We start from the raw sequence: 26,867 nt of genomic DNA, 5'->3' as shown, positions 1-26,867 counted from the left end.
TGGTTTATTACGTTCAAACTTAGCCTTAGCCATTTTGATTTTCCTCGTTTACGTCGACACCAGTTTAGAGAAAAACAACCCTGAAAAACCTTCTTTATCGACATTCGCCTAAAAAACTAGACACCTAATACTTGAAAAGCAGACTATAATAGCCTGCTTCTTTAAAAACTTGTGGAATAACCACTAAACTGTATATCTGGAGCTCTTATCGAGATTTGAACTCGAGACCTCTCCCTTACCAAGGGAGTGCTCTACCACTGAGCTATAAGAGCGACATCTTCGATGGAGCGGGAGACGAGGATCGAACTCGCGACATGCAGCTTGGAAGGCTGCCACTCTACCAACTGAGTTACTCCCGCATGTTGGTACTGACCACTTCAATCGAAGTTAGATGGTGGTGAGAGAAGGATTCGAACCTTCGAAACTTTCGTAGCAGAGTTACAGTCTGCCCCCTTTGGCCGCTCGGGAATCTCACCATATCACACTTACACAGTGCTGTTCTTTCACTTTACACTACCACACTTTTAAGATGGTGCCGGCACACGGATTCGAACTGTGGACCTACTGATTACAAGTCAGTTGCTCTACCAACTGAGCTATGCCGGCTCTTTCTTAGTGTTTCGTACGTTTCGTATCGGAACGGTGTGCAGTTTAGCAAAACTCTGAATCGATGCAAGTGCTTTTTTCAAAAAAATCGCTAAAAACTCATAAAATCAATCCGTTTGACGATAATTCAACCGCTTTGATCACTGCGCGAGCTTTTATTTGGGTTTCATTCCATTCAGATTCAGGATTTGAGTCCGCAACCAGCCCTGCTCCTGCTTGCACATAGACCTTTTTATCACGAATGACACAAGTACGAATCGCAATCGACATGTCCATTTCACCATGCCAGCCTAAATATCCAACAGCGCCGCCAAATACACCACGTTTCACGGGCTCAACTTCGTCAATGATTTCCATGGCACGAATTTTTGGCGCACCTGAAAGTGTCCCCGCTGGAAATGTTGCTTTAAACACATCCAAAGCATCGACATCATCACGGACTTCACCCTGTACATTAGAGACAATATGCATGACATGTGAATAACGTTCGATCACCATACGATCCGTGACCTGCACTTTCCCTATTTTAGATACACGTCCCACATCATTACGTCCAAGATCAATCAACATCAAATGCTCTGCAATTTCTTTTTCATCCGCCAATAGATCTTGCTCCAAAGCAAGATCCTCTTCTTTGGTTTTACCACGCGGGCGTGTGCCCGCCAAAGGGCGTACGGTTGCAATGCCATTTTCTAAGCGAGAAAGAATTTCCGGTGACGAACCCACAATATGGAACGGCTTTTGATCCGTTAAGGTTTGTCCTTGTACCAAGAATAAATACGGCGATGGATTTAAATGGCGTAATGCACGGTAAACCTGCAATGCCTCACCATCAAAATCTGACACCATCCGTTGTCCAGGCACTACCTGCATCACATCTCCAGCACGAATATATTCTTTGACCTTTTCAACCGTCTCAAGGAATTTTGCTTTGCCTGTGATCGATTCAAAATGCGGTGCAGTATGTGGTTTTGCCTGCAAGCTGACGGGTATTGCGAGTAACTGCTCAAGCTGATCCAGCTTTTGCTGAGCTTGAGCATAAGCATCAGGCTGATTCACATCGGCATGATGAATTAAAAATAGGGTATCTTTTAAATTATCAAACACAATCACGGTTTGAGAGAGCATCAACCAAAGGTCGGGTAGTGTTACAGGATCAGCAGCAGGTACGTTTTTCAGTTTTGGTTCAATATAACGTACAGCGTCATAGCCTAAATAGCCCACCAATCCTCCAGTAAAGCTTGGTAGATCAGGTAATTCAACTTGAGTCGGAACTTTAAACTGGCTTTGAAACTCACGTATATAGTCAAAGGGATCAGCACAATCTTGCTGTTTAACCTTACCATCTGCCTGTTGAATGGTGAGTACACCTGCATTGCATGAAAAAACAGTCGACTCACCTAGGCCGATCATCGAATATCGCGCCCAGTTTTCCCCACCTTCGACAGACTCAAATAGATAAGCTTGTTTTTGTTGTTTAAAACGTGCAAAAACAGAAAGTGGCGTTTCAGTATCCGCTAAACGTTGGCGGTAAACAGGAATGGTGTTATAGCCGGCTGCTTTTAATTGTTCAAATTGTACGAATGTGGTCATGAATCTTCTCTATGGTTTTAATTTCTGTGCGTTGTTTCTTTAGTGCTATCTCAAGCCCGCCATCGAAAAACCATAACCATCTTCACCTATCTCCTTATTCAATCTGCTTAAACCAATTCCACCAAACGATCGACCACTTGTTGTGGCTGGCAGTCATAGATACTCTCTCCATGATTATAGCCATAGCTGACCACAATACAATCAATACCTGCACGTCTTGCCGCTTCAACATCATTACTTGAATCACCAATCATCAATGTCGCTGACGTTGTCGTATTCTGAGCTTGCACGCAATGCAACAATGGCAAGGGATGTGGTTTACGTTCAGCTAAACTATCACCACCAACAACCATTTTAAAATAAGGACTCAATTGCAGAATATCCAAAATGCCTTTCGCTAAATGTTCAGGCTTATTGGTGACACATGCCATGGCAATATCATGATTTTGACAATAGTCTAAAAAAGGCATAACCCCTTCATAAACTTGAGTATTTACACAGAGTTCTTGAGCATAGATGTCAACAAATGTACTGAGGAGTTGTTCTTGCTGTTGCGCACTAACGTGTCCAAACAAATGCTCCAACACAGCCTCACATAGTTTAGCTGCACCCTTTCCAACCCAAACACGAACTTGCGCTTCAGTCACTGTCGCGAAGCCCAATTTCTCCAAACTCAAATTCATCGCTCGATATAGATCAGCGGCGGAATCTACCAGTGTCCCATCCAGATCAAATAAAACTAAATTACGGCTTTGTAACTGAGCAACAGACATATATTTCGACCCAAGAAATGAAAAAGGCATACCAACGTGGGCATGCCTTGATTGTAAAAGCTTCGCCCGATTATTTAAAGAACTGCCAAGCAATCACTGCTAAAATGATCAGTACAATAATCGAAATCAAACCTACCGAAGCATTTTTTTGCTGCTCTTTTTCCTGAGCAACGCGTGAAACAGGCTCATCAATCGCAACAGGCTGTGGCTCAGGAACCGCCTGAACACTCACACCTTCTGGAATTGGAGCAGGTTTTGGAATACCAACCTGTTGTGGCATACCATCACGACTGATCGGTGTTTCAACTGCTCGCTCAGCAATGCTTGGCATACCTTGATCATGTGATGTAGCCGTTACAGGCTCAATCTCAATTTCAGGTAATTCAATTTCAGCTGTCGCTGGCGCAAGTACAGAGAATACAAAGCTGGCAAATTGCACGATATCGCCATCATGTAATTCGGTTTCCTGCTCAATACGCACATCGTTGATAAATGTACCATTTGACGAATTGAGATCTTGTACCCAAAGCTGCTTATCTTTTAACACTAAAGCTGCATGACGACGCGAGATATCCGCTGATTGCAACAAAATATCGGCATCTTGGTGTCGCCCCACCAACATGTCACGTTCGACATTCAGTTCTTGCCCCGTAAATTCACCTGTAATGGCTTGCAATTTCCAAGTCATAGATGCATATCCTTATATAATTTCTTGCAATCATAACATTGTGACATAAGCGCTTCTGTGCATCTACTGTGAAGACGCTAGACGGATTGTCGTAGTGGTCACTGTGTTTTTACTACGCTCTGTTTCCTTGACCGGAAGTTGCACCGTTTTCTGCTGTACTGAAGGTTCTTCAATCGCAACTGGTGTTGTCACTACCACTGTTTTTTTAGCTTGAGTCGCGGTTGGAACTTTTTGATATGGTGAATTCACTATTGCGGGTTGCGGATTATAAATATCCGTAACATTTTCTGGCAACTTAGCAAAATTACCATTCTTATCCATTGCTAATTGCAAACTATACAATTGATTATAGCGCTGTTGAGATAAACGTCTCACATCATCCGAATCTCCAACAATGGTTGGATGGATAAAGACCAGCAGGTTACGTTTTTCTTTACTCTTTGAATCCGCGCGAAATAAACGCCCGACATAAGGAATATCACTGAGGATCGGTAAACCTTGGCGTCCCATCGTTGCATTATCAACGACCAAGCCACCCAATACCACTGTCTGCCCATGATCTGCCAATACGGAGGTCTTAATTGCTCGCTTGTTGGTAATTAAATCCGCGGCCTGACCTTTCCCTTCCACATTGGAAACTTCCTGTTCGACTTCTAAACGGACTGAGCCACCCTCGCCAATATGTGGAACAACTTTCAGGGTTACACCAACATCTTTACGCTCAACCGTTGTATATGGGTTCACAGTACTATTGCCTGTCGTTGCCACAGAGCCCGTGACAAAAGGAACGTTTTGCCCCACAACAATATAAGCTTCTTCATTATCCATCGTTACGATGGATGGCGTAGAAAGAAGATTCGATTGGGTATTTTCTTTTAATGCTTGAATCAGTGCACCATAGAGTTGACGAGAACCATTGCTACCTTCTTTATACTTGCCTAAACCAATTGCAGCACCAGTACCCAGAGCAGCACCAGCACCAGCTGCGCCACCCGTTAAATAACCAGCCGCAATTTTGGACAAGCTTGATCCAACATTGGAAAAGTTGATTAGCCCAACACCACTATTTAAATCACCCATTGCCCATTGCACACCCAATTGGTCTGCATCAGTTCCAACCACTTCAATAATCGCAGCCTCAATTAACACCTGCTGACGACGTGTATCCAATTGCTGAATCGCTGCATCAATTTCACGCATCAACTGAGGATCAGCTTTCACCACCAACGCGTTTTGTGTTGGATCGGCAATAATACTGACACCGCCCTGATTAAAACTGGTGATACCTGAGTTCTGACTATTATTCGAATTGCTATTTAAATTAATTGAAGGTGTCGAAACAGAAGAACCTGTTGATGAACTTGAGTTCTGATTGTTCGAAATTAAGTTATTAATCGAATTTGATCTATTATTAGCGCTATTTGATGATGAAGATGACGCCGATTGTCCTGTCACCAAACCTTGTAAAATCTCAGCTAAGTTCTTGGCGCTGGCATATTTCAAACGAAAGACCTTAAGCCCCCCCAAACGATCTGCTGACGGTACATCCAACATTTCAATCATCTGACGTAAGCGTTTACGTGAATCTGGATCACCCTTAATCAAAATCCGATTGGTGCGATTATCCGCAATAATACGTACACGTGAACCAATAAAGTCCTTCGATGCACCTGTTGCACTCATGGTCTCCAACAAGCCAATGATTTCTTCAGCTTGGCTTGATTGTAAGCTAATCGCCTCAATATCATTTTGCCCTGTACCATCCAAATTACGCACAATATTTTCGAGCTGATAAATATTGGTTGCACGATCAGAAACAATTAAAGCATTGGTGCCAGCAACTGCCGCCAAATGTGCGAATTGTGGCATTAACGGGCGTAATGCAGGAATCAAATCATTCGGATTAGTATTTTGCAACCAAATCACACGCGTTACAATCTGATCACCCCCTGCGCGACTACGTGCGTCATAAGGAATCCCAGAGTTCTTCGCATTACTGTCTGGTACAAGCTTAACCGTATTGCCAGACGGAAGCGCGACCACGCCATTAACGTTGAGTACACCTAAAAATAGGTCATACACTTCATCTTTATTGAGAGGCTTGTTGGAAATAACCGTCACATTACCGCGCACACGAGGATCAACAGCAAAGTTCTTCCCTGTAATATCTGCAACTTCATTAATAAATGCGGTTAAGTCTGCATCACGTAGATTAATCTTCCATGTTTGTGCTTGCACATTGGTACTGATTGTCGCGACCAAAGGTGCTGCGGCAAGTAATGCCCAAAGTGGACGTTGATGATTTAAAAAAGCCATAACCTGCACTTATTCCTAACTGATGTGTGACGTGTGATCACTAAAAACTTTGTTGTATGGTCATCACTTGATCACCACGTTTTATTTCTATTTTGGCATGCCCTTCACGACGTACTTGCTCTAATAATTGTACTTCGTTGAGTCCCTGCCCGACGCTTTGACCATTGATCGATAGAATACGATCACCAGAACGCAAACCCAAGGTATTTTTTAAATTCGATGGCGTCTTATCCGATATTTCATAACCATCTGTGCCACCACCGCTCACCCCCATATTTTTCAGATATTGATCGCGATTGTCCTGCATTTGTTGAATTGCCTGACCTAAAGCGGATTGTGGTGTGTTCTGTGTCGTTGCAACAGTTGGAGGCTGAACATTATTGGCACTATTAAGTACGGGTGCAATGGGTTGATATAAACCTTTATCCAATCCCTTAAATTTAACTTCTCGGGTAGCACCATTGCCTTGTTTCAAGATCACATGATCCCAATACACTTCTGCCAGTTGATATGACGTTGATCCCACCGTTTCACCAACACGATAACGTTCAGCAGTATCATTCAACTTAATCACAGCAGAAGACAAGTAATTGGGTTGACCTAACAATACACCTTGCAATTCCAAATTAACATTATCATCTGCCGAGGTCGCTGCTGGCTCATTAAATAGCGCAAAGGAGCTAATATTAGGGACTTGAGCTTGTTGTGAGCCTAGATCAACCCGATCAAATTGCATCGGTTGTGGCGGCGCAACTACCCACCAAAATAAAGAAGCCAGTTTCCAACATAACCACAAGATGAGTAGTGCTAAAATCAGACCACTGAGCTTGTCCAGCTTTTGCCAACGCAGTTGTTGCATTTTTTGAGTGATTGCTTTCATTAGAAACCACCTTGCAGCAGTGGCTGACGCGAACTGATCACATAAGTATCTAGCCCAGCCTTACCTTGGTAAGATGGAATATTCAACAGCATCCTTTGTGTTAGCTGCACATCCAACATCAAATTTGTATCTAGGCTTAAATTTGCCATTTTCTGCTGACGTTGATCGCGGACATCAATTTTTAACTGCCCATTTTCATCTTTCAGATCAGCCACTAAAGATGGCATATTCATACGGTCTTGACGCTGACCAAAAGTATAGCTCAACGCGCCACCGCCCCAATTCAATTGACCTTCTGTCGCACTAAAGCCTTTTTCCTTTTGATAATTCAATTGTACGTCTTTCAGTTGAATTGAATTTTCAGGCCATTGCCAGTTGGCAAAATATTTTAATGTTTCAGGTGAAATCTTACCCTGCAGGTCTTTGATCATCATTTTTTGACCTAAACCATAGGCAAAAATTCCATTGAACTGGGTATTACCACTATGAATATCGAGATCTGCGCCAACGCGTAGTAACAGCAAATCGAGGGGACGGGTTTTCCAATGCACTGATCCACGCAATTGACCACGCTGCCAATCTGCTTGCCCCTGCCAGATATCGCCACTAACATTGTGTAATAATTGATTATCTTTTGAAAATTTCGCAATTAACCATGTTGCTGGAATTTGTAAAATAATAAAAATTAAAAATGCAAAAATGGCGAAAAGCCACCATCTCCATTGCTTGGTTTTTTTCTTCATTCCACCCTTACCAACATGCAAATATCATCCTTCTTGAGACAATCGCCCCCTGAATGACATTATGCATACTTTTTCAACATCGCCAATTCTCTCATATAAAAAAACCAAGCTTTTTAAGCCTGGCTTTTAATAAAGGATAAAGTCGTCGTATGACAAAACGATGACTTTTAAACTTGTTTAGATTAAGAAATCTTCAAGTTTTGCGCCTTTCTCTAACTCAGCAACTAACCAGCGTGGCTGTTTACCACGACCAGTCCAAGTTTCTTCAGCATTGCTTTTATTACGGTAGCGTGGCTCTACTGCTTTACGCGTTGTTTTCTTACGCTTTTGCTCGCCCACTTCCAATAATTCTTCAACACTGAAGCCAATCGCATCTGCAATTGCAATAATTTGATTATATGCATCTTCAATTGCTTGATCTTTTTTACTCGCAATTAAAGCTTCTGCTTCAGCTTGTAAACGTTTTAAATCTTCTACAGATAACTCGCTAATATCTGGTTTCATTAGAACCACTCCGACTTAATAGGGGAAATATATCACTCAAAAAATAAAATGAATTTCAAATTCGATTCAATATTAATTTATAAATGATTAAATAATCAATATAAGATTACCCCACTTAATCATATATCAAGCACTAAATCGCATTTTATTTACAATAAACCCAAAAAAAGCAGCCGTGTTATATAAAAACATATTTTATAAAAGTGAATAGCAGACTAGTAGCAATACGATTTATATTAATTTACTCTTAATTTTATCTAAAAAATTCTAATTTTATTGGGCTTATCAAAGTTCAAATACACCAAACCTTCCGAAGCAGCGTATTTGAACCTTATTATATGAATTTACTATATAATCAAACAAAAATAGACATAATCGTCTTTATAATAATTAATGAGATATTAAAGAGTGATCCACGCTTTGCTCGAGTTGAATTATTTTTTGCCTAATCGTATCAGGGATATTTAATTTTTTTGAAGTTAGCTTATCAACACAGACCATAACCGCCTCACCAGTCGCGACCACTTGATTCTGTGTTTCACTCCATAACACATAATGCATACGAAAAGCACTATTTCTTAACTCTTCAATCCTCGCACCAATATGTAGCACATCAGGGTAGAATACCGGGCTTAAATATTTACATTGGCTTGATGCAACGACTGTCAATATATCCTGATCAAAGATATTCAACGCCATTAAATAAGCAATCCGTGCACTCTCGATATAACGATAATACTGCACATTATTTACATGACCAAAAGCATCCATATCTCCCCAAGCAACCGTTTGCTTAAGCACAACCGGATAGACAGACAGTTCCTTCATATTTTCACTCATATCTTAAAATTAAGAAAATTCACATCATTTTCAAATATTAAATTTAACTGCCTGATTAAATCAGGATTATCACCCAAAGTTGATTTAATCCTTAAATAGCTCATTAAAATATTATCTGGATATAAAGTTAATAATTGCTCTGCTTCTGCCTGTCGTTGTGTTGCCACATAAATATGCCATTTTGCAAAGCTAAGCATCGGCACACTGGTATAACGCTGTTCAAGCTGCATAATGCGCTGCTCGACATAGGCATAATCTGGAATCTGCTTCAATAATTGTTGTTGGAACCACAGATAAAATACTTCTGGATCAAACTGATCTTGCAATAAGTGCAAAGCCAGATCTTCATGCTGCAAACTCATTTCTGGCATACGTGCCAATAATTTCAACCAGAGGACTTTACTACTGTACGGACGAGTTTGAATCTCATCCTGTAAAACCAGATAACGTTGCTGTAAGGCAGCAAGATCGTCCACAGAAGCCTGATCAAATCGTATAAGTAACTGCTGTAGCCATAAGTCACGATGTTCTGCATCTAACAAACCATATTGGGTTGTTTGCAAGAATAACCACGGTTCTTGTAAGGCAAGCTTCCCCCATAATGCAGTAATACGTTGCTGATAAGCTGTTTCAATCTCAGTCAACCACGGAGAAAGCTGATGTTGAGCAAGAAACTCTAGATGGGTCAGCGCTTTCTGTGTTTCCTGCCGCTCAAGATAAATATCTATGCGTTGTAATTCAGCTAGCTCAAATGCCATCGGTGCAGATTTTTCCAAACTCTGCAAGGCAGTTTCATAATCACCATTCTTATAATCAAATTGCGCATCAATAATATGATTAAGCAATCCTGACTGAGTATAAACCCGCTCAATAAACACTTGCTGATCTTTTGCCGCTTCCAACAGCCAGACAATGCCAAGCTGCTCATAAGGATGCAAATCTTTAAAATGAAGGATCGTTTCTTTTTTTCGCTGCTCGCGGGCAAGATAACGTTTAACGAATAGCCAAGTTAATTGTGCCAATAAACTGATCAGAATAAATAGTCCAATGAGCCCTAAAACACCCGTTTGAAATTGCCAATCTCGCCAATAGATATAGACATAGCCATTTCCATAGCCATAACTCAATACAGAAAACAGTGCGAATAGCACCAAACTTGCAAGCACATAAATCAACAGTAAACGTTTCATAATGCCTTATCCCAACAAACCCAGTGTGGTTAATTTCGGTGTTGGTACTACAGGTAGATTTGAAATTTTCTCTAAGCGTAATTTCATTTGTTGGCTATTTTGATCTGGCAATTCAGCAAGTAATTGCATCACTTCCAGAATAGATTTTCGATATTCTGTTCGTTGCCCTTGTTTTAAGGCTTGAGAAGCGAGTAACAAACGTAATTGTGCTTCTTTCAAGCTAATATTACGATTCATCAAGTCAGGTGAGTTGCGCTGTACTTTTTCTAATTTGAACCACTGCCACCACGATGCCGTTTCATTTTTGGTCATAGACACTTTCGGGTTTCGGATTTCGTGTTGAATTTTTTGATCTAGTTGCTGTAGTAAATTATCCAGTTGTTGTTGTTGCTGTGTCTGACTCAATACATATTGTTGAATGGCTTGTTTATCCTGCTCAATCGACTTAGCCAAGCTATGTTGTAACGCAGGAGATACTGCATATTGCACAACATGCTGTTGCACTTGATTGAGTTGATCCAACGCATAGATAAACTGTTGTTGATCCAATGCAAATTGAACCAATTGCATTTGCTGCTTAATCAAAATAACTGGTGCAATCCCTGTCACCGTAGTCGGGATAGAGACACTATCTGTAGGCTCTACCGAGCTGGTATTTTGCAACTGGCGTTGTACTGCAACAAATTGATCATTCAATAAAGCATAACGCTGCTCGGTTTGATCTAATTGCTGTTGTAACTGCGGTACAGTTTGAGAATATTGCGCAACATCGTAACTGAGTTTAGCTAACCACAATAAACTCAATCCTAATATTAGATAACCAATTTTTCTCATACATGTCCTTGCCAATCACTCATGCGTTGAATGATCTCTGATGCAGATAAATTTTCAAGCTGAATAATGTTAAATCCTTGAGCCGTCTGATCCCGAACCTGTCTCAGAATCTGGGCCAAACGTGAGCCTAAAACCAAATAAACCCACGCTGCCGCACATGCATGCTGAGCACATAGCTGCTGCCAATAATTCCAGCTTGCTTCACTACTAATCAATACCGCAACAGGCTGATTTAAACTTATTGTTTTTACAATTTCAGGAAATTTGGTAAAACTTTGTTCTGGGCATTGGCGGCGATAGAGCACAAAATTCAGAATCTCAACACCTTGTTGCTGCAATTGCTGCATCATAAACTGCCGCCCTCCCAAACCACGCCAGAATGCAATTTTCTTTAAATGCATCTGCTGTTTTAGGATGGGAAGCTCCAGCATTCCCTCTGAAGTTTCCACCTCAGGAACAACACTTGCTATTTTAAATTGGGCTAAAGCCTTTGCTGTAGCTTGCCCCACTGCGACCCATTGGATATGTTTAAGCTGATCAAGGTGTAATCCCGCTTGCTGCAAATAGCGCACCCCAATCTCAACAGCAGTCGGACTAACCACCACAATCACTTGAGTCTCAGCCAAGGCGAAGTAAAGTTGTTGCAAAGCTTCAGAAAAAGGCTCTGCAACCAATTCAAGCAAAGGTAATGCTTCAACCTGATAGCCCACCTCGCTCAATGCTTGAGTTAAAACAGAAGCACGGTCATCAGGACGTGTATTAATAAACAGCATTAATACAACGCTTTGAGCAATTCACCCGCACCCTGCGCTAGCAATCGCTGAGCGAGCTGTTCACCCAGTTGCTCAGCATCGACTGTTGCACCAACCAATTGCTCTTTCAGCAAAGTCTTGCCGTCCACACTACCAACACGCCCTTCAATGTGTAATTGATCATTGGCCAAGATTGCATAACCTGCAATCGGCACTTGGCAACCGCCTTCAAGATAGGCATTAAAGGCACGTTCTGCACGCACACAAATCGAGGTTTCTTCATGCTGCAAGGGTTGGATCAATTTTAATAATTCCACATCATCCGTGCGACACTCTAAACCAAGTGCACCTTGACCCACCGCAGGCAAACTTACAACTGGTGTTAAGCAATGACGAATTCGATCCGCGAGACCTAAACGTTTTAAACCAGCGCTGGCCAAGATGATCGCATCATACAAACCATCATCCAGCTTAGCTAAACGTGTCCCCACATTTCCACGTAAATCGATAATCTCTAAATCAGGGCGGAGCTGTAAAATTTGACACTTACGGCGTAGGCTCGATGTACCTACTTTCGCACCTTGTGGCAGTTCATCAAAATGTGAGTATTGGTTTGAGACAAACGCATCTAGAGGATCTTCACGCTCACAGATCACGGCCAAGCTTAAACCTTCAGGTAAATGCATCGGCACATCTTTCATTGAATGCACAGCCAAATCCGCACGACCATCCAGCAATGCCGCTTCCAGCTCTTTTACGAATAAACCTTTACCACCAATTTTGGCTAACGGTGTATCTAAAATCTTGTCGCCTTGGGTGACAAACTTAACCAATTCAACCGTTAAATCCGGATAAAGCGCATTTAAACGAGAACGAATATGTTCCGCCTGCCAAAGTGCAAGAGGGCTTTGTCGAGTCGCAATTTTTAAGGTTTTCATAAATTCAAGTTAAGTATTGATCAAAGCAATTGTTCCAAACTTAACTTGATCACCTGAAATTGCAAGTAAAAATTCATAAAGTGATCAATCATTCAGCTGAAAAGCGGGGTTTTATAATTGATGCATACACTCTCTTAAACTTGGCAAGTGGCGACGGCTGACCGACAATCGTTCCTCCAACTCACGCAAACGCACCTGATATTGCCCAGCGGCCACCAACTCCAGCCCTTCGAGATAGTCGAGCGAAACTAAGGCATTACGATGAATGCGGATAAAGCGGTCTGCAAATTCTAATTCCAAGTCTTTCAATGTTTCATCAATCAGCACACTGCCATTTTTATGGCGAACAGTGACATATTTCTGATCTGCTAAAAAATAATAAACATTTTCCAATGGAATCAGTTCTACCCCGCGATAGGTTTTCGCAGCAATTTGATGGCGTTGTGTTTTGGTATCGTACATATCGTCTTGTTGTTTTAAACCAGTCATTTGTGCTTGTGTAAGGTGAGTTAAATGATTAAACACCTGTTGTAAATCTTGTTGTGCAACAGGTTTAAGTAAATATCCTTGTGCTTGAAATTTGAATGCTTCCAATGCATGTTGATCATATGCCGTACAAAAAATAATCGCAGGTCTAGGATTGAGCTGATTGAGTTGTTCAGCACATTCCAAACCATTCATTCCTGGCATTTGAATATCTAATAAAACGACATCAGGTGAGTCGTTTTCAATATGATTTAACACATCCTGACCATGATGCGCCGTCGCAATGACTTCGTGCCCCATCTGGGTCACTAAACGTGACAAACGCTCTACTGCGAGAGGCTCATCATCAGCAATCAGAACTCTCATCCTCTCCTCCTTGTCACCGTTAACTTCATCCATATTTTTTATGGTTAACTTGACTTATTATTTTACTCGATAGTGGTAGCTCACCACCGTCGTATATAACGACGTTCCCCCATAAATCTGAAACTTAACCGTTTGCCCATAATAAGCTTTCAGGCGCTGCTTCACATTGTCTATCGCAATACCATTTCCCTTTCTCGATTTTATTGTATCGTGAGAATAAGGGTTAGTAATGACTATACTGACTTGATTTTGCAATATTTCAACCAATACGCTAACGGTCGAAGGTTGCAAAACTTTCTCCACCCCATGAAAAATACTATTCTCAAGCAAAGGTTGCAACGTTAATAACGGAATCGTCACTCGTTTTAATTCAATGGGTGTCGCCTGTATGTTCCATTCTACATTCAAACGGGCACCTAAACGCATCTTTTCTATACTTAAATATTGCTGACATAAGTCAATTTCCTCAGCCAAGCTCACCAACTTCAGTTCTTGAAAACTCGCTCGAAATAAACGCGACAAATTAATCAACATATTTTCAGCTTTTTCAGGGTCAATCGCAATTAAGCTCACCACACTATTCATACTATTAAATAAGAAATGAGGGTGTATCCGTGCCTGCATCGCCTGAATTCGCGCATTCAATTCACTATATTGCTGATTCATCCATTGCTCACGCATATACAAGTAACGCAAACAGAATGCGCCTAACAAAACCCCATAGCTTAAATGTAAACTGCTCCCATGAAATAAGATCTCCTCTGAAAATGAACCTGAACGTGCAGCCCAATATTGAATAATATTGATCGCACAGGTGGTCAACAGTACAATCAGTTGCAACAGTACAAAGCCCATTATCAAGGCGACTTTCTGACTAAACTTAGCAAAAAAATCCTTAAAATAATCAACTAGTGTTGCGAAAGACAAAATCACCCAATTAATAAAAACCATATATTGCAGTACACGGAAGCCCTCTAAGGCTTGCCATGAGCGTGCTTCAGCCAAAGCCAACACCATCGCCAAGACATTACTTGCAACAATTAATTCTAATAAGTATTGCCATTGCCCAATTTTCGTAAAAAAATAGGAGCCTGATGGATTCCCCTGACGAGTTTGCGATAACTTCTTACGTCGAGTTTCGGCAACTGCGTTTGGATTTGCTATACTCTTTTTTATTTTGCTGAGCCGCCATGACCACATCTTCTCAATCCTCTTCTTCAGCCAGCCCGAATCAAACCTCTGGAATGTGGGGCGGTCGCTTCTCTGAAGCAACAGATGCTTTTGTTGCAGAATTTACCGCATCTGTGCAATTTGACCAACGTTTTTATAAACAAGATATTGCAGGTTCAATTGCGCATGCCACCATGCTTGCCAAAGTAGGTGTCCTCACTGAAGCTGAACGCGATGACATTATTCAAGGTTTAAGCACCATTAAAGCTGAAATTGAAGCTGGTAACTTTGAATGGCGCATTGATTTAGAAGATGTACATATGAACATTGAGTCTCGTTTGACTCAACGTATCGGCATTACAGGAAAAAAATTACATACTGGCCGTAGCCGTAATGACCAAGTTGCAACCGATATCCGTTTATATTTGCGTGATGAAATTGACGACATCTTAGGTCTATTATTACGCTTACAAAAAGGCTTACTTGGTTTGGCTAGTCAAAACACCAACACCATTATGCCAGGTTTCACTCATCTACAAACGGCTCAACCCGTGACCTTTGGTCATCACCTGTTAGCATGGTTTGAGATGTTAGTCCGTGATACAGAGCGTCTGCAAGATTGCCGTAAACGTGTCAATCGTATGCCACTTGGTTCAGCCGCTTTAGCTGGAACAACTTATCCGATTGATCGTGCTTACACCGCAGAACTTCTTGGCTTTGAAGCAGTTTCGGAAAACTCATTAGATGCAGTTTCTGATCGTGACTTTGCCATTGAATTTAATGCAGCCGCATCTTTGATCATGATGCATTTATCACGTATGTCTGAAGAACTTATTTTATGGACTTCGGCACAATTCAAGTTCGTGAATATTCCTGATCGCTTCTGCACAGGCTCATCCATCATGCCACAGAAGAAAAACCCAGATGTGCCTGAGCTGGTTCGTGGTAAGTCAGGTCGTGTTTTTGGTGACTTAATTAGTCTATTAACCTTAATGAAAGGCCAACCACTGGCTTATAACAAAGACAACCAAGAAGATAAAGAACCATTGTTTGATGCAATTGATACCGTTCGTGGTTCATTGATGGCATTTGCCGATATGGTTCCAGCCTTAGTGCCAAATATCGAAATTATGCGTGAAGCCGCTTTACGTGGTTTCTCAACGGCAACCGATCTTGCAGACTACCTCGTCAAAAAAGGTGTTGCTTTCCGTGATGCTCATGAAATTGTTGGTAAAGCCGTGGCTTTAGGCGTTGCAGAAGAAAAAGATTTATCTGAATTGACACTGGAACAACTGCAACAGTTCTCTGATTTGATCACAGCAGATGTATTTGACAAAGCATTGACGCTAGAAGCTTCTGTCAATGCACGTGATCATATTGGTGGAACCTCTCCAAAACAAGTTGAAGCTGCGATTGCCCGTGCGCACACTCGCCTAGAACAGTTATATTAATCTCCCTATATCCCTCTTTTACAAAGAGGGACTTTCACTGGATACCATAATGACTAGACAAGTATTTTGCCGCAAATATAAACAAGAGCTTGAAGGCTTAGACTTTGCGCCATTTCCAGGTGCCAAAGGCCAAGAGTTCTTTGAAACAGTTTCAAAACAGGCATGGCAAGAATGGTTAAAACATCAAACCACGCTGATTAATGAAAAACGTTTGAATGTATTTGAACCCGATGCGAAGAAGTTCCTCGAAGAACAACGTGAGAAGTTCTTTAATAACGATGAAAGCGTAGAAAAAGCGGAAGGTTGGACTGAACAAAAATAAGTCGTTTCGTCCCATCCTGCTGTAAAAAGAGAGCTGTTTTTAGCTCTCTTTTTACATGATATTTACATAAGTAATAAAGCCTTACAGAGTATACACAGTTGTCTACATGACTCTTTCGGGTAGCGTGTTTATAGTTGTATTCAGAAGGACAAAGAGATACGTTGATATCTCACGTAACGCATGATATTTCTCTCCCAGGCTTTCCCCCGAAGTCTGGGATTTTTTTATTACGCCTCTCTCAAAATTAAAAAACCGCTCTAGTTAGAGCGGTCAGTGATTATTTTACTTTTACCATTATTTTTGATGCACTTTCTGTTCAATTTCTTCAATACTTGTATGACGTACATCGGTACCTTTCGCCATATAAATGACTTGTTCTGAAATATTACGTGCGTGATCACCGATGCGCTCTAATGAACGCAATACCCACATCACGTTAATCACACGTGAAATATGACGCGGATCTTCAATCATATAGGTCATTAAAGTACGTGTTGCCGACTGATATTCACGATCAATATCCACATCCGCCATCACCACTTTCAAAGCTTGTTCTACATCTAAACGTGCAAAAGCATCCAATGCATCATGAATCATGACACGTACTTGGTTTCCAATATGACGTGTTTCCATATAACCACGAGGAGACTCACCTTCTTCACACAGGTTTTGCGCAATGCGTGCAATTTTTGCAGCTTCATCACCAATACGCTCTAAATCGGTATTGGCTTTACTCATTGCAATCACCATACGCAAATCAATTGCTGCAGGGTGACGACGTGCGAGAATTAAGGTTAAGCCTTCATCAATATCACGTTCGAATTGGTTCACTGCATTGTCTTTAAACTGCACATCAATGGCTAAGTTCGCATCTGTGTCTAATAAAGCATGAATTGAGTTAGCAACTTGTTGCTCCACTAATCCACCCATGGTCATAAACTTGGTGTGAACATCTTGCAAGTCTTCATTAAATTGTGAAGAAATATGATGACTTAACACAGGATTGCTTGGGCTCACAGTATGCCTCCACTAGACACATGGAAAAAATGATTGGTGATTAAAACATAGAAATGATGAAACTTTTATGACAATAGCACGGATTCGGCCCCAGTTGATTGGTGTGAATTGATACAACAAAAATAAAAAAATCTGTTAGTCTAAATGCCTAGCTTGACGGAGCGCAGTTAACAAACTGCTGAGATTATCTTAATTACGCAATTTAAAGATAAGTACCGTTGAACCTGATCAGGTTAACACCTGCGTAGGAATCAAGCCCAACAAAAACTTCGCCTGCATTTATCTCATTCACGAGGTGAATCCGCCATGGTTTTTGGTCGTGCTTGATTCGTTAATGCCATACATAAGGATCATGCCATGAACCAATTAACGAATCTTTCCCCTGCTGATATTTCTGCTCAACATGAGCAAGCTGCAAAAGATTTAACCCGAATATTACCTGCATCTCGAAAAGTCTATGTTGAAGGTTCTCGCCCTGATATCCAAGTTCCCTTCCGCGAAATTAGCTTAACCGAAACGCCGACTGGCTTAGGTGGTGAACACAATCCACCCGTCATGGTCTATGACACTTCAGGTGTATATACCGATCCGAATGTACAAATCGACCTGAACAAAGGCTTACCTTTAGTGCGTCAAACATGGATTGAAGAACGCCAAGATACCGATGTACTTTCTGGTCTTAGCTCTGAGTTTGGTCAAGCACGTTTAAAAGATATTCGTACAGCTGAAATCCGTTTTGCCCACATTCAAAACCCACGTCGTGCGCAAACAGGAAAAAATGTCACGCAAATGCACTATGCCAAGCAAGGTGTTATTACCCCTGAAATGGAATATATCGCCATCCGTGAGAACCAGCGCCAACGTGAAAATGTGGATATGCGTCAGCATCCAGGGCAAAACTTTGGTGCACAAAACTTAAGAGAGATCACCCCTGAATTTGTACGTCAGGAAATTGCTGCAGGTCGTGCCATTATTCCAGCCAATATTAATCACCCAGAATGCGAACCGATGATCATTGGTCGTAACTTTTTGGTGAAGATTAATGCCAATATTGGGAACTCTGCACTTGGTTCATCTATTGATGAAGAAGTCGCGAAGATGACGTGGGCAACCCGCTGGGGTGCCGACACCATCATGGATTTATCGACAGGTAAAAATATTCATGAAACCCGTGAATGGATTATCCGCAACTCACCTGTTCCAATCGGAACTGTACCGATCTATCAAGCACTCGAAAAAGTCGATGGTGTAGCTGAAGACCTAACCTGGGAAATCTTTAAAGACACCTTGATTGAACAAGCCGAACAAGGCGTTGACTACTTCACCATTCACGCAGGCGTATTACTGCGGTATGTACCCATGACTGCAAATCGTCTCACGGGCATAGTGTCTCGTGGCGGTTCGATTATGGCGCAATGGTGCTTAGCCCATCATGAAGAAAACTTCTTATACACGCATTTTGATGAAATCTGCGAAATCATGAAGGCCTATGATGTGTCCTTCAGTTTAGGTGATGGTCTACGTCCAGGCTGTATTCAGGATGCCAATGATGAAGCACAGTTTAGTGAACTAAAAACACTGGGTGAATTGACCCATCGTGCTTGGGAACATGATGTACAAGTCATGATCGAAGGGCCTGGTCATGTGCCAATGCATATGATTAAAGAAAATATGGATCTTCAACTCGAAGTCTGTAAAGAAGCGCCTTTCTACACCCTTGGCCCACTCACCACGGATATCGCACCGGGTTATGACCATATTACCTCGGCGATTGGTGCTGCGATGATTGGTTGGTACGGTACGGCGATGCTGTGCTATGTCACACCAAAAGAACACTTAGGTTTACCGAACAAGAAAGATGTCAAAGACGGTATTATCACCTACAAAATTGCAGCACATGCGGCTGACTTGGCCAAAGGCCATCCAGGTGCACAAGTCCGCGATAATGCCTTATCTAAAGCACGCTTTGAATTCCGTTGGGATGACCAATTCAATTTAAGCTTAGATCCAGACACAGCACGCAGCATGCATGATGAAACGCTTCCCAAAGAAGCGCATAAATCTGCACACTTCTGTTCGATGTGTGGACCAAAATTCTGTTCGATGAAAATCACCCAGAATGTGCGAGATTACGCGCAAAATCAACACAATGCCAAGCAGTCAAATGATGCCGAAACAGAAGTTGAAGCAGGTCTCAATGCGATGAAAACCGCTTATCAGGAACATGGTCAAAAATTGTACCACAAGGTGTAAATCAACTAAAAAAAGATTTTCCTGCGAATCATTCTCGGTTAGGATGAGATATGTACAATCTCATCCTGATTGAAGATGACTATTCTTGACCACGCCAGCTATTCAGCAACCGACGTTACGATAGAATCTCGAGAGCCTTTGTTTCGAGGATTCATTCAAGTTGAGAAAGTGAGTTTAAAACATCGGTTATTTCACCGAGAAGATTTTTCACCTTTAATTCAACGTGAATTGGTTCATCGTCCAGAAGCCGCTGGCGTTTTACTATATAATGACCAACAACAACGCTTTGCACTGATTGAACAATTTCGTGTCGGTGCATTGAGTGATCCAGTGTCGCCATGGCAACTCGAAGTCATCGCGGGGGTACTTGATGGAGATGAATCGCCTGAAAGCTGTATCCGCCGTGAAAGCCTAGAGGAATCTGGCTGTGAGATCACCACATTAAAACATTTATTTAGCTTCTACCCTTCTGCTGGCGCATGTTCTGAATTTTTTCATTTATATGTAGCAGAAGTTGATTTGCCAAAGGACGGGGGCATTTTTGGGATGCCAGATGAAGGGGAAAATATTCAACTTCATCTATTTGATTATTCCGCATTAGAAGCATTATTAAATAACGGGCGGTTGAGAAACGCACCTGTAATCATGGCATTGCAGTGGCTGTCTCAACATATACAACTACAACAAAGATAAAAATCTGAAGGGGCTAACGACGGTGACTTTCCAAGTCTCATCATTATCGCAACAAGATTTTGTGATGATACAGATTACTGATACACATTTATTAGAGTATCCACATTTAGAATTTGTCGGGATGCAGCCCGAACAAAGTTTTCATGCTGTAATCGACTTGATGCGCCAGCAACATCCTCATATTGACCTCATTGTGCACACCGGTGATTTGGCACAATCGCCAACACCATTGACATATAAACGCTATGTACAACATATGCAAAGCGTGGGAATTCCCTTTTTCCATACGCCGGGCAACCATGACGATGTGGCGCATTTTCCATTTCATGAAACAGATCCAACTCAGCCAACGGTGATTGAGCTGGGTCAATGGTGCATTATTTTATTAAATAGCGCACAACCAAAACGTATTGATGGAAAAATTGCTGACGCACAATTGCAGCAACTTACCCAATTACTTGCAAAACACCATGATCGTCATGTGCTGATTGCTTGTCATCATCATCCTTTTGCGATGCAATCGGCATGGATTGACCAACATAAGCTCAAAAACTCCTCAGACCTGTTGGAAACAATCCAACCATTCTCCAATGTCAAAGCCATTGTCTGTGGTCATGTGCATCAAGATTCGATCAATACATGGCAAGGTGTTGAATTTTTATCTACCCCTTCAACTTGTATCCAATTCAAACCAAGAAGCGATAAATTTGCACTCGATGAAGAGCATCCTGGTTACCGCTATATCTGCCTTAAAGCGAACGGTGAACTGGAAACTCAGGTCTATCGTTTACCGACATCGCAACGAATGAGTAGTTCTGAAGTTTTAGGATATGATTAAACTTTTGATTACAAATTACATTGTCAATTTCAGACAAAATCTGGACGGGAATGACTACCATCTTGCTCAAAAACTCTATATGATGTCGACCCTTGATGGGAAAAACCATCTCAGGTTTCTATAAAAACACTTGCATATCACCATATTTTTTGCGTATAGATAGTACGTGTAAGATGAGGAATGCCCTATATGGCGAATGACAACCAAAATCAAGTCTTGGACGAACAAACAGACGTGATCGACGATCAAAAATTGGCTGTGAAACGTACACGTAAAACCAAACCTAAAGCTTCAGAAGGTGGTACGACTGCAAGCTTATTTGGAATTGCGCCTTATCAGCCAAAGAAAAATGAAGAATATATGTCTGAAGGACAACTTGAGCATTTCCGCCAAATTTTAAATGCATGGAAAGCAGAGTTAATGTCTGAAGTTGATCGTACTTTAAATACGATGCAAGACGAATCTAGTGCACTTCCTGACGTCAATGACCGCGCGACGCAAGAAGAAGAATTTGCGATTGAATTACGCACACGTGATCGTGAACGCAAACTCATTCGCAAAATCGAACAATCGATTGAAGCGATTCAAAACGAAGACTACGGTTTCTGTGAAACTTGTGGTATCGAGATTGGCTTACGTCGTTTAGAAGCTCGCCCAACTGCGACTTTATGTATCGATTGCAAAACTTTGGCTGAAATCAAAGAAAAGCAAAATAACGGTTAATTTTGAAAACCGTGTTGAGCCATGAAGTTAAGCAAAGTAATGCTTTGCTTGATCTCCGCTCATATGTGGGTCGGTTTGCGCCATCGCCAACCGGCCCATTGCATTTTGGCTCCCTGCTCACCGCAGTTGCCAGTTATTGCGACGCCAAAGCCAATCAAGGCCAATGGCTGGTTCGGATTGAAGATACCGATATCCCTCGCATTTATCCCAATAGTGAAGCACACATTCTCTCTTGCATTGATGCCTTTCAATTTGAACCCGATGCAGAAATTATTTTTCAAAAAGATCGTTTCGAGATCTATGAGCAGGTGCTTGAGCAACTCAAGCAATTCAATGCGATTTATGCCTGCCAATGTACCCGTAAAATGCTGGGTTCCAATCATATCTATGCTGGAACCTGCCTCAATCTCAATCTTGATTTTGCTGATCAGGCCATTCGCTTAAAAGTTTCCGACCAACTGATTTGCTTTCAAGATCGATTACAAGGCCAGCAGTGTTCTAACTTACAGCATGATCTGGGTGATTTTGTCTTAAAACGTCGTGATGGCATTATCAGCTATCAATTGGCAGTAGTGGTCGATGATTATCTGCAAGGCATCACGCATGTGGTACGTGGTGCTGACTTACTTGATAACACCGCTCGACAAATCTGGTTAGGTTCTTTACTGGGTTATCCAAGTTTAAGCTATATGCATTTACCGCTTGCCATGAACGATCAAGGGCAAAAACTGTCTAAACAGAATCTAGCGCAAGCACTGGATATCACTCAAGCCCCCAAACTGTTACAGCAAGCGATCTTGGCTTTAGGCCAACCTGCGGTGGAACTGAATCAACCCCATATTATGTTGCAACAAGCAGTGCAACAATGGGATGTCAATCGGATTCCGAAAGGTGAGCATTTAACTGGAACCTATTTATAAAAACAATTAACTAAAATAAAATCAATCACCAAAATAAAAAACTTTCATCACATTAAAAATTTGAGACAACAAATTAAAGGGGATACATATGTCTTTAGGTGCAATTTATTTATGGGAACCTGAAATTTTTACAGCCGAGATTCCTTCGCTGAATGATTCTGAGCGTGCAGCTTATGATTTATATCAACAGCATCGAGATACGGTGAGTCAAGGCAAGACACTACAGGCATGGATTAATTATATTGTTATAAAAGTAACCGATCCAAAATATAGCGAGTTCTTTTCTAATGAAATACAGGACTGGGTTATAGGTTTACAGCACGGTCTAACAACTGAACCGTGTGCGATATTAGAATTAGAACATTTCGATATTTTGGCGCAAGGTGATGCATTATACAGGGTATTTTATGAAGCTGTTCGAGCTTCAGGAGTCGGTTTTTATGAACCACGCTTTGCGGCATGGGGAGTAAGCGTTCTCCAAGTCCCAACCAATGCAGTCTCAGCAATTCTTAAATCTTTTCTTAAACCCTTAAGCGCTGAACAACAGGTCTTTGATCTGGACAATATTCAGGCGCCACGAAATATAAAAAAAGCTGAAGAATTGTTTAAGCTATGGTGTTTACATCATCCTATTTAAAAAAATCTAGAGTTACATCGGTTTTATAGTAAATATGATTTTATTGAACCACGATGGAATGAGCCTGACGCCGAAACTTCTATAAATAGTGGGATGCGATATTTTATATTTATTAATAAAAAACAAAATATTTTTTATCAATTAAAATTTTCTCTCAAGAGTTTAAGTAAATTTCCAAACATTGATCTGACTTTGGATTTGACAAATCATTTCTTAACAGAAGAGATGAAAAGTAAATTCACCAAGAAACTTAAAGTTAGAATCGATATACCTGATATTAGAAATACCAAAATAAAATCACTTGGAACGAAATTTTTGTATGGATTAGACTTTGATTTTATACATAGATGGGAAAATAGCTATGATATTAAAGTGTTTTTTCACGAGTTTGATCGACTTGTAAATTTTTTGCATCAGCATTTCGCAAACGGCAATCTAAAAAGTCTACAAACATGGGCATATGGAGATGCGATTGATCATATTCTAGTGCAAATGCATTGGTCACAGGAACTCATGATTATTGCGCTTGGGTTAGATAAGGATTATTTAGAAAAACGTTATCAATATCATGCTGAAATTCTTCGTCATGAAAAAAAAGACGCTGAACTTAATTACTTAAATGATAGCTATGCAGAATATAAAATATTAATGAATTTGGTTGAAGAGGCTGGTACCGCATTACCGCCATATCAAAAAATACAATAAATACAGATTCCCCTCTTCCTTTATCTCACATCATATTTGGATAAAGAAAGAGGGAGAGACGTCTATCAGAAATTTGATTCTTCTTTTACAGGATTTAACTCTTGCGTTGACGCATCAATTTTGAGAATCAAGCTAATCATCGCCGCACACATCATGAGTGACGTACCGCCATAACTAATGAAAGGTAGAGTCAAACCTTTGGTTGGCATCAAGCCCATATTCATGCCTGCATTGACCAAAATCTGCATCAGGAAGATGATACTAATCCCGTAGGCCAGATAACCTGCACGTAAGTAATTATGCTGTAAGGCACGGTGACCAATACGGATACAACACGCCAGCATAGTAAACGACAGCACCATCACGATCGACACGCCAAAGAAACCAAACTCCTCACCTAACACCGCCAACATAAAGTCGGTATGTGCTTCAGGTAGATATGAGAGCTTCTGCACACTGTGCCCTAAGCCCGTACCAAACCACTCACCACGACCAAAGGCCATCAAAGCATTGGAGAGTTGATACCCCACACCCAATGGATCTGCCCAAGGGTTAGTAAACGAAATCAAACGCTGGAAACGGAATGGTTCGAAAATAATTAATGCACTGACACCCGCAAAGATTGCACCCAGCATAATCAAGAACTGCGTTGCAGGTGCACCCGCCAAGAAGAATACACCTACCATCATTAATACGATAACGACTGTTGCACCCAAGTCAGGCTCAGCAACAATAAAACCAACGGTTAAGGCCATCACCCCACTTAAACGCAATAAACCTTTCCAGTGGGTACGGACTTCTTTGGCACGACGCACCACATAGTCTGCGGTGAAAATCGCCATCACAATTTTGGCAATCTCGGTTGGCTGCAAAGTAAAACCACCGACCTTAATCCAGCGATGTGCACCATTCACTTCAGAACCCACCACCAGCACCGCCAACAGCAATACGATGGTAATGAGCCATAAAGGAAAGGCATTTTTAAACCACAGATTTAATGACACTCGGTAGGTTAAAAATGCCACCAGCGCAGCCACGACAATCGAAATACCATGACGAATCAAGAAATAAAATGGGCTTTCATGAATATATTCTGCATATGGCATCGAAGCAGATGCCACCATAACCGAACCGAAACACAGTAAAGAAATCACACAAAAAATCAGGATATTCCGCGCTGTCATTTCTGCTGGAAGCTTGGGTAAACGATTCAGCAACTGCGAAATCTTTTGCACCGTATTTTGGGCTAAATCAGCCATAGTCTTGTTCCTAGTTCTTCTTTTCGTTCAAGGCATTTACACATGCCACGAATTGGTGCCCACGATCATTGTAGCTTTTAAACATATCAAAGCTTGCACAAGCTGGTGAAAGTAAAACGACATCTTCCGCTTGTGTGGCTTTTTGAGCCAGTTCGACCGCTTCTTTTAAGCTATTTGCATGCTGAATAACTGTTGTACCTTGAATCGCCTGTTCAATCACCGCAGCATCTTCACCAATGAGAATCACTGATTTCACATATTTTTGAATCGCATCACGGAGAGGCTTGAAATCCTGCCCCTTGCCTTGCCCACCTAAGATCAAGGCTAACTTCCCTTGGTTCACTTCAATTGCAGCACCAAGGCCATCAATTGCAGCTAGCGTCGCACCAACATTGGTTCCTTTAGAGTCATTGTAATAGCGTACACCATCAATCGTTTCGACATACTCACAACGATGTTCCAAGCCTTTAAAATGCTTAAGCGTTTCAAACATCGAATCCGTAGGTAAACCAATAGCTTCGCCCAAAGCCAAACATGCCAATGCATTGGCAACGTTGTGCATCCCTTGAATATACATCTCAGAGGTTCTCAGCAAACGCTCTCTTCCACGTGCTAACCACATGCTGCCATCGGCATCACGCAACACACCATATTGATTTAAATCAGGTGCATTCAGACCAAAACTTTGCATTGGGGTAACATCTGGAACCAATGGACGGCTTAGATTGTCATCACGGTTATAAACGACCTTTTTCACACCCTGAAAAATGCGATGTTTGGCTTTGTGATAACCCAACATATCACCATGACGATCTAGGTGATCTTCACTCATATTCAACACCACAGCAACTTCTGCATTTAAATGTGATGTGGTTTCAAGTTGAAAGCTCGATAACTCTAAAATAATCAAATCAGGTTTATCTTTTAATAAATCTAATGCAGGGCGACCTAAATTGCCACCGACAGCCACCTTTTTACCAGCATCTTGTGCCATCAAGCCGATTAATGTGGTCACGGTACTTTTTGCGTTTGATCCTGTAATTGCAATAATCGGCGCCTCAGTCGCACGGCGTAATAATTGAATATCACCAACCACTGGAATACCTTTTTCAATGGCCTGTTGAATTTCTGGAAGTTGAGGTGCAAGCCCTGGACTCAGAATAATTTCTTCTGCTTGCAATAAAAGCTCGGTATCGAGTTGACCAAAACTGGTACGAACACCTGCTGGAATCTGATCATGTCCAGGTGGGGTTGCGCGTGAATCTGTTACTGCAACTTGGTAGCCCTGTTCATGTAGAAAGTTAACTGCTGAAACACCGGAAATACCCAAGCCAGCCACAACTTTTAATCCACCACGTTGTATTAACATT

Annotated in this window: 26 protein-coding genes, 4 tRNA genes and 1 riboswitch; of the genes, 9 read left to right on the top strand and 21 right to left on the bottom strand. The window is 41.4% G+C overall.

All coding sequences use genetic code 11. The annotated features are described in order from the left end of the window. Window positions 1–197 precede the first annotated feature (197 nt). The 18 genes from B2727_RS13510 to B2727_RS13425 form a co-directional block, all read right to left on the bottom strand. Window positions 198–272 (bottom strand) — tRNA-Thr (locus B2727_RS13510). Window positions 273–283: 11 nt separating this feature from the next. Then, window positions 284–359, bottom strand: a tRNA-Gly gene (locus tag B2727_RS13505). 33 nt (window positions 360–392) lie between these two features. Continuing rightward, a tRNA-Tyr gene (locus B2727_RS13500) sits at window positions 393–476 on the bottom strand. A gap of 54 nt (window positions 477–530) precedes the next feature. Beyond that, window positions 531–606: transfer RNA gene (locus B2727_RS13495), tRNA-Thr, on the bottom strand. A 99-nt stretch (window positions 607–705) separates the two neighbouring features. Continuing rightward, on the bottom strand, window positions 706–2,199 hold the full coding sequence (gene trpE / locus B2727_RS13490; RefSeq protein ID WP_033133934.1) for an anthranilate synthase component I: 1,494 nt from the start codon (window positions 2,197–2,199) through the stop codon (window positions 706–708). A 107-nt stretch (window positions 2,200–2,306) separates the two neighbouring features. Further along, the gene (locus B2727_RS13485; protein WP_033133933.1) at window positions 2,307–2,972 is read right to left on the bottom strand and encodes a phosphoglycolate phosphatase; all 666 of its coding nucleotides are present in this window, start codon (window positions 2,970–2,972) and stop codon (window positions 2,307–2,309) included. Between the two features lie 70 nt (window positions 2,973–3,042). Continuing rightward, window positions 3,043–3,660, bottom strand: coding sequence for an FHA domain-containing protein (locus B2727_RS13480; RefSeq protein WP_033133932.1), 618 nt, complete (start codon window positions 3,658–3,660; stop codon window positions 3,043–3,045). 63 nt (window positions 3,661–3,723) lie between these two features. After that, on the bottom strand, window positions 3,724–5,976 hold the full coding sequence (gene gspD, locus B2727_RS13475) for a type II secretion system secretin GspD (RefSeq protein ID WP_241345572.1): 2,253 nt from the start codon (window positions 5,974–5,976) through the stop codon (window positions 3,724–3,726). Window positions 5,977–6,016: 40 nt separating this feature from the next. Further along, complete coding sequence (locus B2727_RS13470) at window positions 6,017–6,856, bottom strand: type II secretion system protein N (RefSeq protein WP_033133930.1); 840 nt, start codon at window positions 6,854–6,856, stop codon at window positions 6,017–6,019. Beyond that, window positions 6,856–7,599, bottom strand: a complete 744-nt coding sequence (gspN, locus tag B2727_RS13465; RefSeq protein WP_033133929.1) for a type II secretion system protein N — start codon at window positions 7,597–7,599, stop codon at window positions 6,856–6,858. The genes B2727_RS13470 and gspN overlap by 1 nt, the downstream gene beginning before the upstream one ends. Before the next feature lie 177 nt (window positions 7,600–7,776). Further along, entirely contained in the window at window positions 7,777–8,103 is a 327-nt protein-coding gene (locus B2727_RS13460) for an H-NS family nucleoid-associated regulatory protein (protein ID WP_004802206.1), read from the bottom strand. A 390-nt stretch (window positions 8,104–8,493) separates the two neighbouring features. Continuing rightward, window positions 8,494–8,931 carry an acyl-CoA thioesterase gene (locus tag B2727_RS13455; RefSeq protein ID WP_005314851.1) on the bottom strand — a complete coding sequence of 146 codons (438 nt, stop codon included), beginning with the start codon at window positions 8,929–8,931 and terminating at the stop codon, window positions 8,494–8,496. 8 nt (window positions 8,932–8,939) lie between these two features. Continuing rightward, entirely contained in the window at window positions 8,940–10,133 is a 1,194-nt protein-coding gene (locus tag B2727_RS13450) for a hypothetical protein (protein WP_033133928.1), read from the bottom strand. Window positions 10,134–10,139: 6 nt separating this feature from the next. Continuing rightward, window positions 10,140–10,967, bottom strand: a complete 828-nt coding sequence (locus B2727_RS13445) for a hypothetical protein (RefSeq protein WP_033133927.1) — start codon at window positions 10,965–10,967, stop codon at window positions 10,140–10,142. Next, complete coding sequence (locus B2727_RS13440) at window positions 10,964–11,740, bottom strand: uroporphyrinogen-III synthase (RefSeq protein ID WP_033133926.1); 777 nt, start codon at window positions 11,738–11,740, stop codon at window positions 10,964–10,966. Before B2727_RS13440 ends, B2727_RS13445 begins: the two co-directional genes overlap by 4 nt. After that, a complete protein-coding gene (hemC, locus tag B2727_RS13435) occupies window positions 11,740–12,657 on the bottom strand; it encodes a hydroxymethylbilane synthase (RefSeq protein ID WP_033133925.1) in 918 nt (305 codons plus the stop codon). Before hemC ends, B2727_RS13440 begins: the two co-directional genes overlap by 1 nt. Window positions 12,658–12,768: 111 nt before the next feature. Further along, on the bottom strand, window positions 12,769–13,509 hold the full coding sequence (locus B2727_RS13430; RefSeq protein WP_004802194.1) for a LytR/AlgR family response regulator transcription factor: 741 nt from the start codon (window positions 13,507–13,509) through the stop codon (window positions 12,769–12,771). A gap of 57 nt (window positions 13,510–13,566) precedes the next feature. Next, the gene (locus B2727_RS13425) at window positions 13,567–14,709 is read right to left on the bottom strand and encodes a sensor histidine kinase (RefSeq protein WP_005314837.1); all 1,143 of its coding nucleotides are present in this window, start codon (window positions 14,707–14,709) and stop codon (window positions 13,567–13,569) included. On the opposite strand from B2727_RS13425, the gene argH reads away from it, so the two are divergent. Then, window positions 14,700–16,130, top strand: a complete 1,431-nt coding sequence (gene argH / locus B2727_RS13420) for an argininosuccinate lyase (protein WP_033133924.1) — start codon at window positions 14,700–14,702, stop codon at window positions 16,128–16,130. The two genes, B2727_RS13425 and argH, sit on opposite strands and share 10 nt — an antisense overlap. 49 nt (window positions 16,131–16,179) lie before the next feature. Further along, window positions 16,180–16,452: an oxidative damage protection protein gene (locus B2727_RS13415; protein WP_004773983.1), complete on the top strand. Its 273-nt coding sequence runs from the start codon at window positions 16,180–16,182 to the stop codon at window positions 16,450–16,452. 294 nt (window positions 16,453–16,746) lie between these two features. Here the strand turns inward: B2727_RS13415 and phoU are convergent, their stop codons facing one another. Beyond that, window positions 16,747–17,469 carry a phosphate signaling complex protein PhoU gene (gene phoU, locus B2727_RS13410; protein WP_004802187.1) on the bottom strand — a complete coding sequence of 241 codons (723 nt, stop codon included), beginning with the start codon at window positions 17,467–17,469 and terminating at the stop codon, window positions 16,747–16,749. Window positions 17,470–17,616: 147 nt separating this feature from the next. After that, a riboswitch (TPP riboswitch) is annotated at window positions 17,617–17,737 on the top strand. Window positions 17,738–17,826: 89 nt separating this feature from the next. On the opposite strand from phoU, the gene thiC reads away from it, so the two are divergent. From thiC to B2727_RS13375, 7 genes are all read left to right on the top strand, one after another. Beyond that, a complete protein-coding gene (thiC, locus tag B2727_RS13405; protein ID WP_004802185.1) occupies window positions 17,827–19,722 on the top strand; it encodes a phosphomethylpyrimidine synthase ThiC in 1,896 nt (631 codons plus the stop codon). 75 nt (window positions 19,723–19,797) lie between these two features. Then, a complete protein-coding gene (locus B2727_RS13400; RefSeq protein WP_005200570.1) occupies window positions 19,798–20,415 on the top strand; it encodes an NUDIX domain-containing protein in 618 nt (205 codons plus the stop codon). Window positions 20,416–20,437: 22 nt separating this feature from the next. Then, window positions 20,438–21,253 (top strand): 3',5'-cyclic-AMP phosphodiesterase, encoded by an 816-nt coding sequence (gene cpdA / locus B2727_RS13395; protein WP_005200572.1) that lies wholly within the window; start codon window positions 20,438–20,440, stop codon window positions 21,251–21,253. Window positions 21,254–21,442: 189 nt separating this feature from the next. Next, window positions 21,443–21,976 carry an RNA polymerase-binding protein DksA gene (gene dksA, locus B2727_RS13390; protein WP_005191824.1) on the top strand — a complete coding sequence of 178 codons (534 nt, stop codon included), beginning with the start codon at window positions 21,443–21,445 and terminating at the stop codon, window positions 21,974–21,976. 11 nt (window positions 21,977–21,987) lie between these two features. Then, complete coding sequence (gluQRS, locus tag B2727_RS13385) at window positions 21,988–22,896, top strand: tRNA glutamyl-Q(34) synthetase GluQRS (protein ID WP_033133939.1); 909 nt, start codon at window positions 21,988–21,990, stop codon at window positions 22,894–22,896. A gap of 88 nt (window positions 22,897–22,984) precedes the next feature. Continuing rightward, window positions 22,985–23,533 (top strand): hypothetical protein, encoded by a 549-nt coding sequence (locus B2727_RS13380; RefSeq protein WP_227505292.1) that lies wholly within the window; start codon window positions 22,985–22,987, stop codon window positions 23,531–23,533. Window positions 23,534–23,626: 93 nt separating this feature from the next. Continuing rightward, a complete protein-coding gene (locus tag B2727_RS13375) occupies window positions 23,627–24,238 on the top strand; it encodes a hypothetical protein (protein WP_227505291.1) in 612 nt (203 codons plus the stop codon). 65 nt (window positions 24,239–24,303) lie between these two features. On the opposite strand, the gene ftsW is transcribed toward B2727_RS13375, so the two are convergent. Together ftsW and murD are read right to left on the bottom strand one after the other, a co-directional pair. After that, window positions 24,304–25,497, bottom strand: a complete 1,194-nt coding sequence (ftsW, locus tag B2727_RS13370; RefSeq protein WP_004802173.1) for a putative lipid II flippase FtsW — start codon at window positions 25,495–25,497, stop codon at window positions 24,304–24,306. A 10-nt stretch (window positions 25,498–25,507) separates the two neighbouring features. After that, window positions 25,508–26,866 (bottom strand): UDP-N-acetylmuramoyl-L-alanine--D-glutamate ligase, encoded by a 1,359-nt coding sequence (murD, locus tag B2727_RS13365; RefSeq protein WP_033133923.1) that lies wholly within the window; start codon window positions 26,864–26,866, stop codon window positions 25,508–25,510. Window position 26,867: the final 1 nt, after the last annotated feature.

The sequence above is a fragment of the Acinetobacter sp. UBA991 genome (assembly GCF_002292065.1).
Lineage (GTDB): Bacteria > Pseudomonadota > Gammaproteobacteria > Pseudomonadales > Moraxellaceae > Acinetobacter > Acinetobacter higginsii.
Note: the sequence above shows the minus strand (reverse complement) of the source record. Positions and strands in the feature narration are given on the sequence as shown.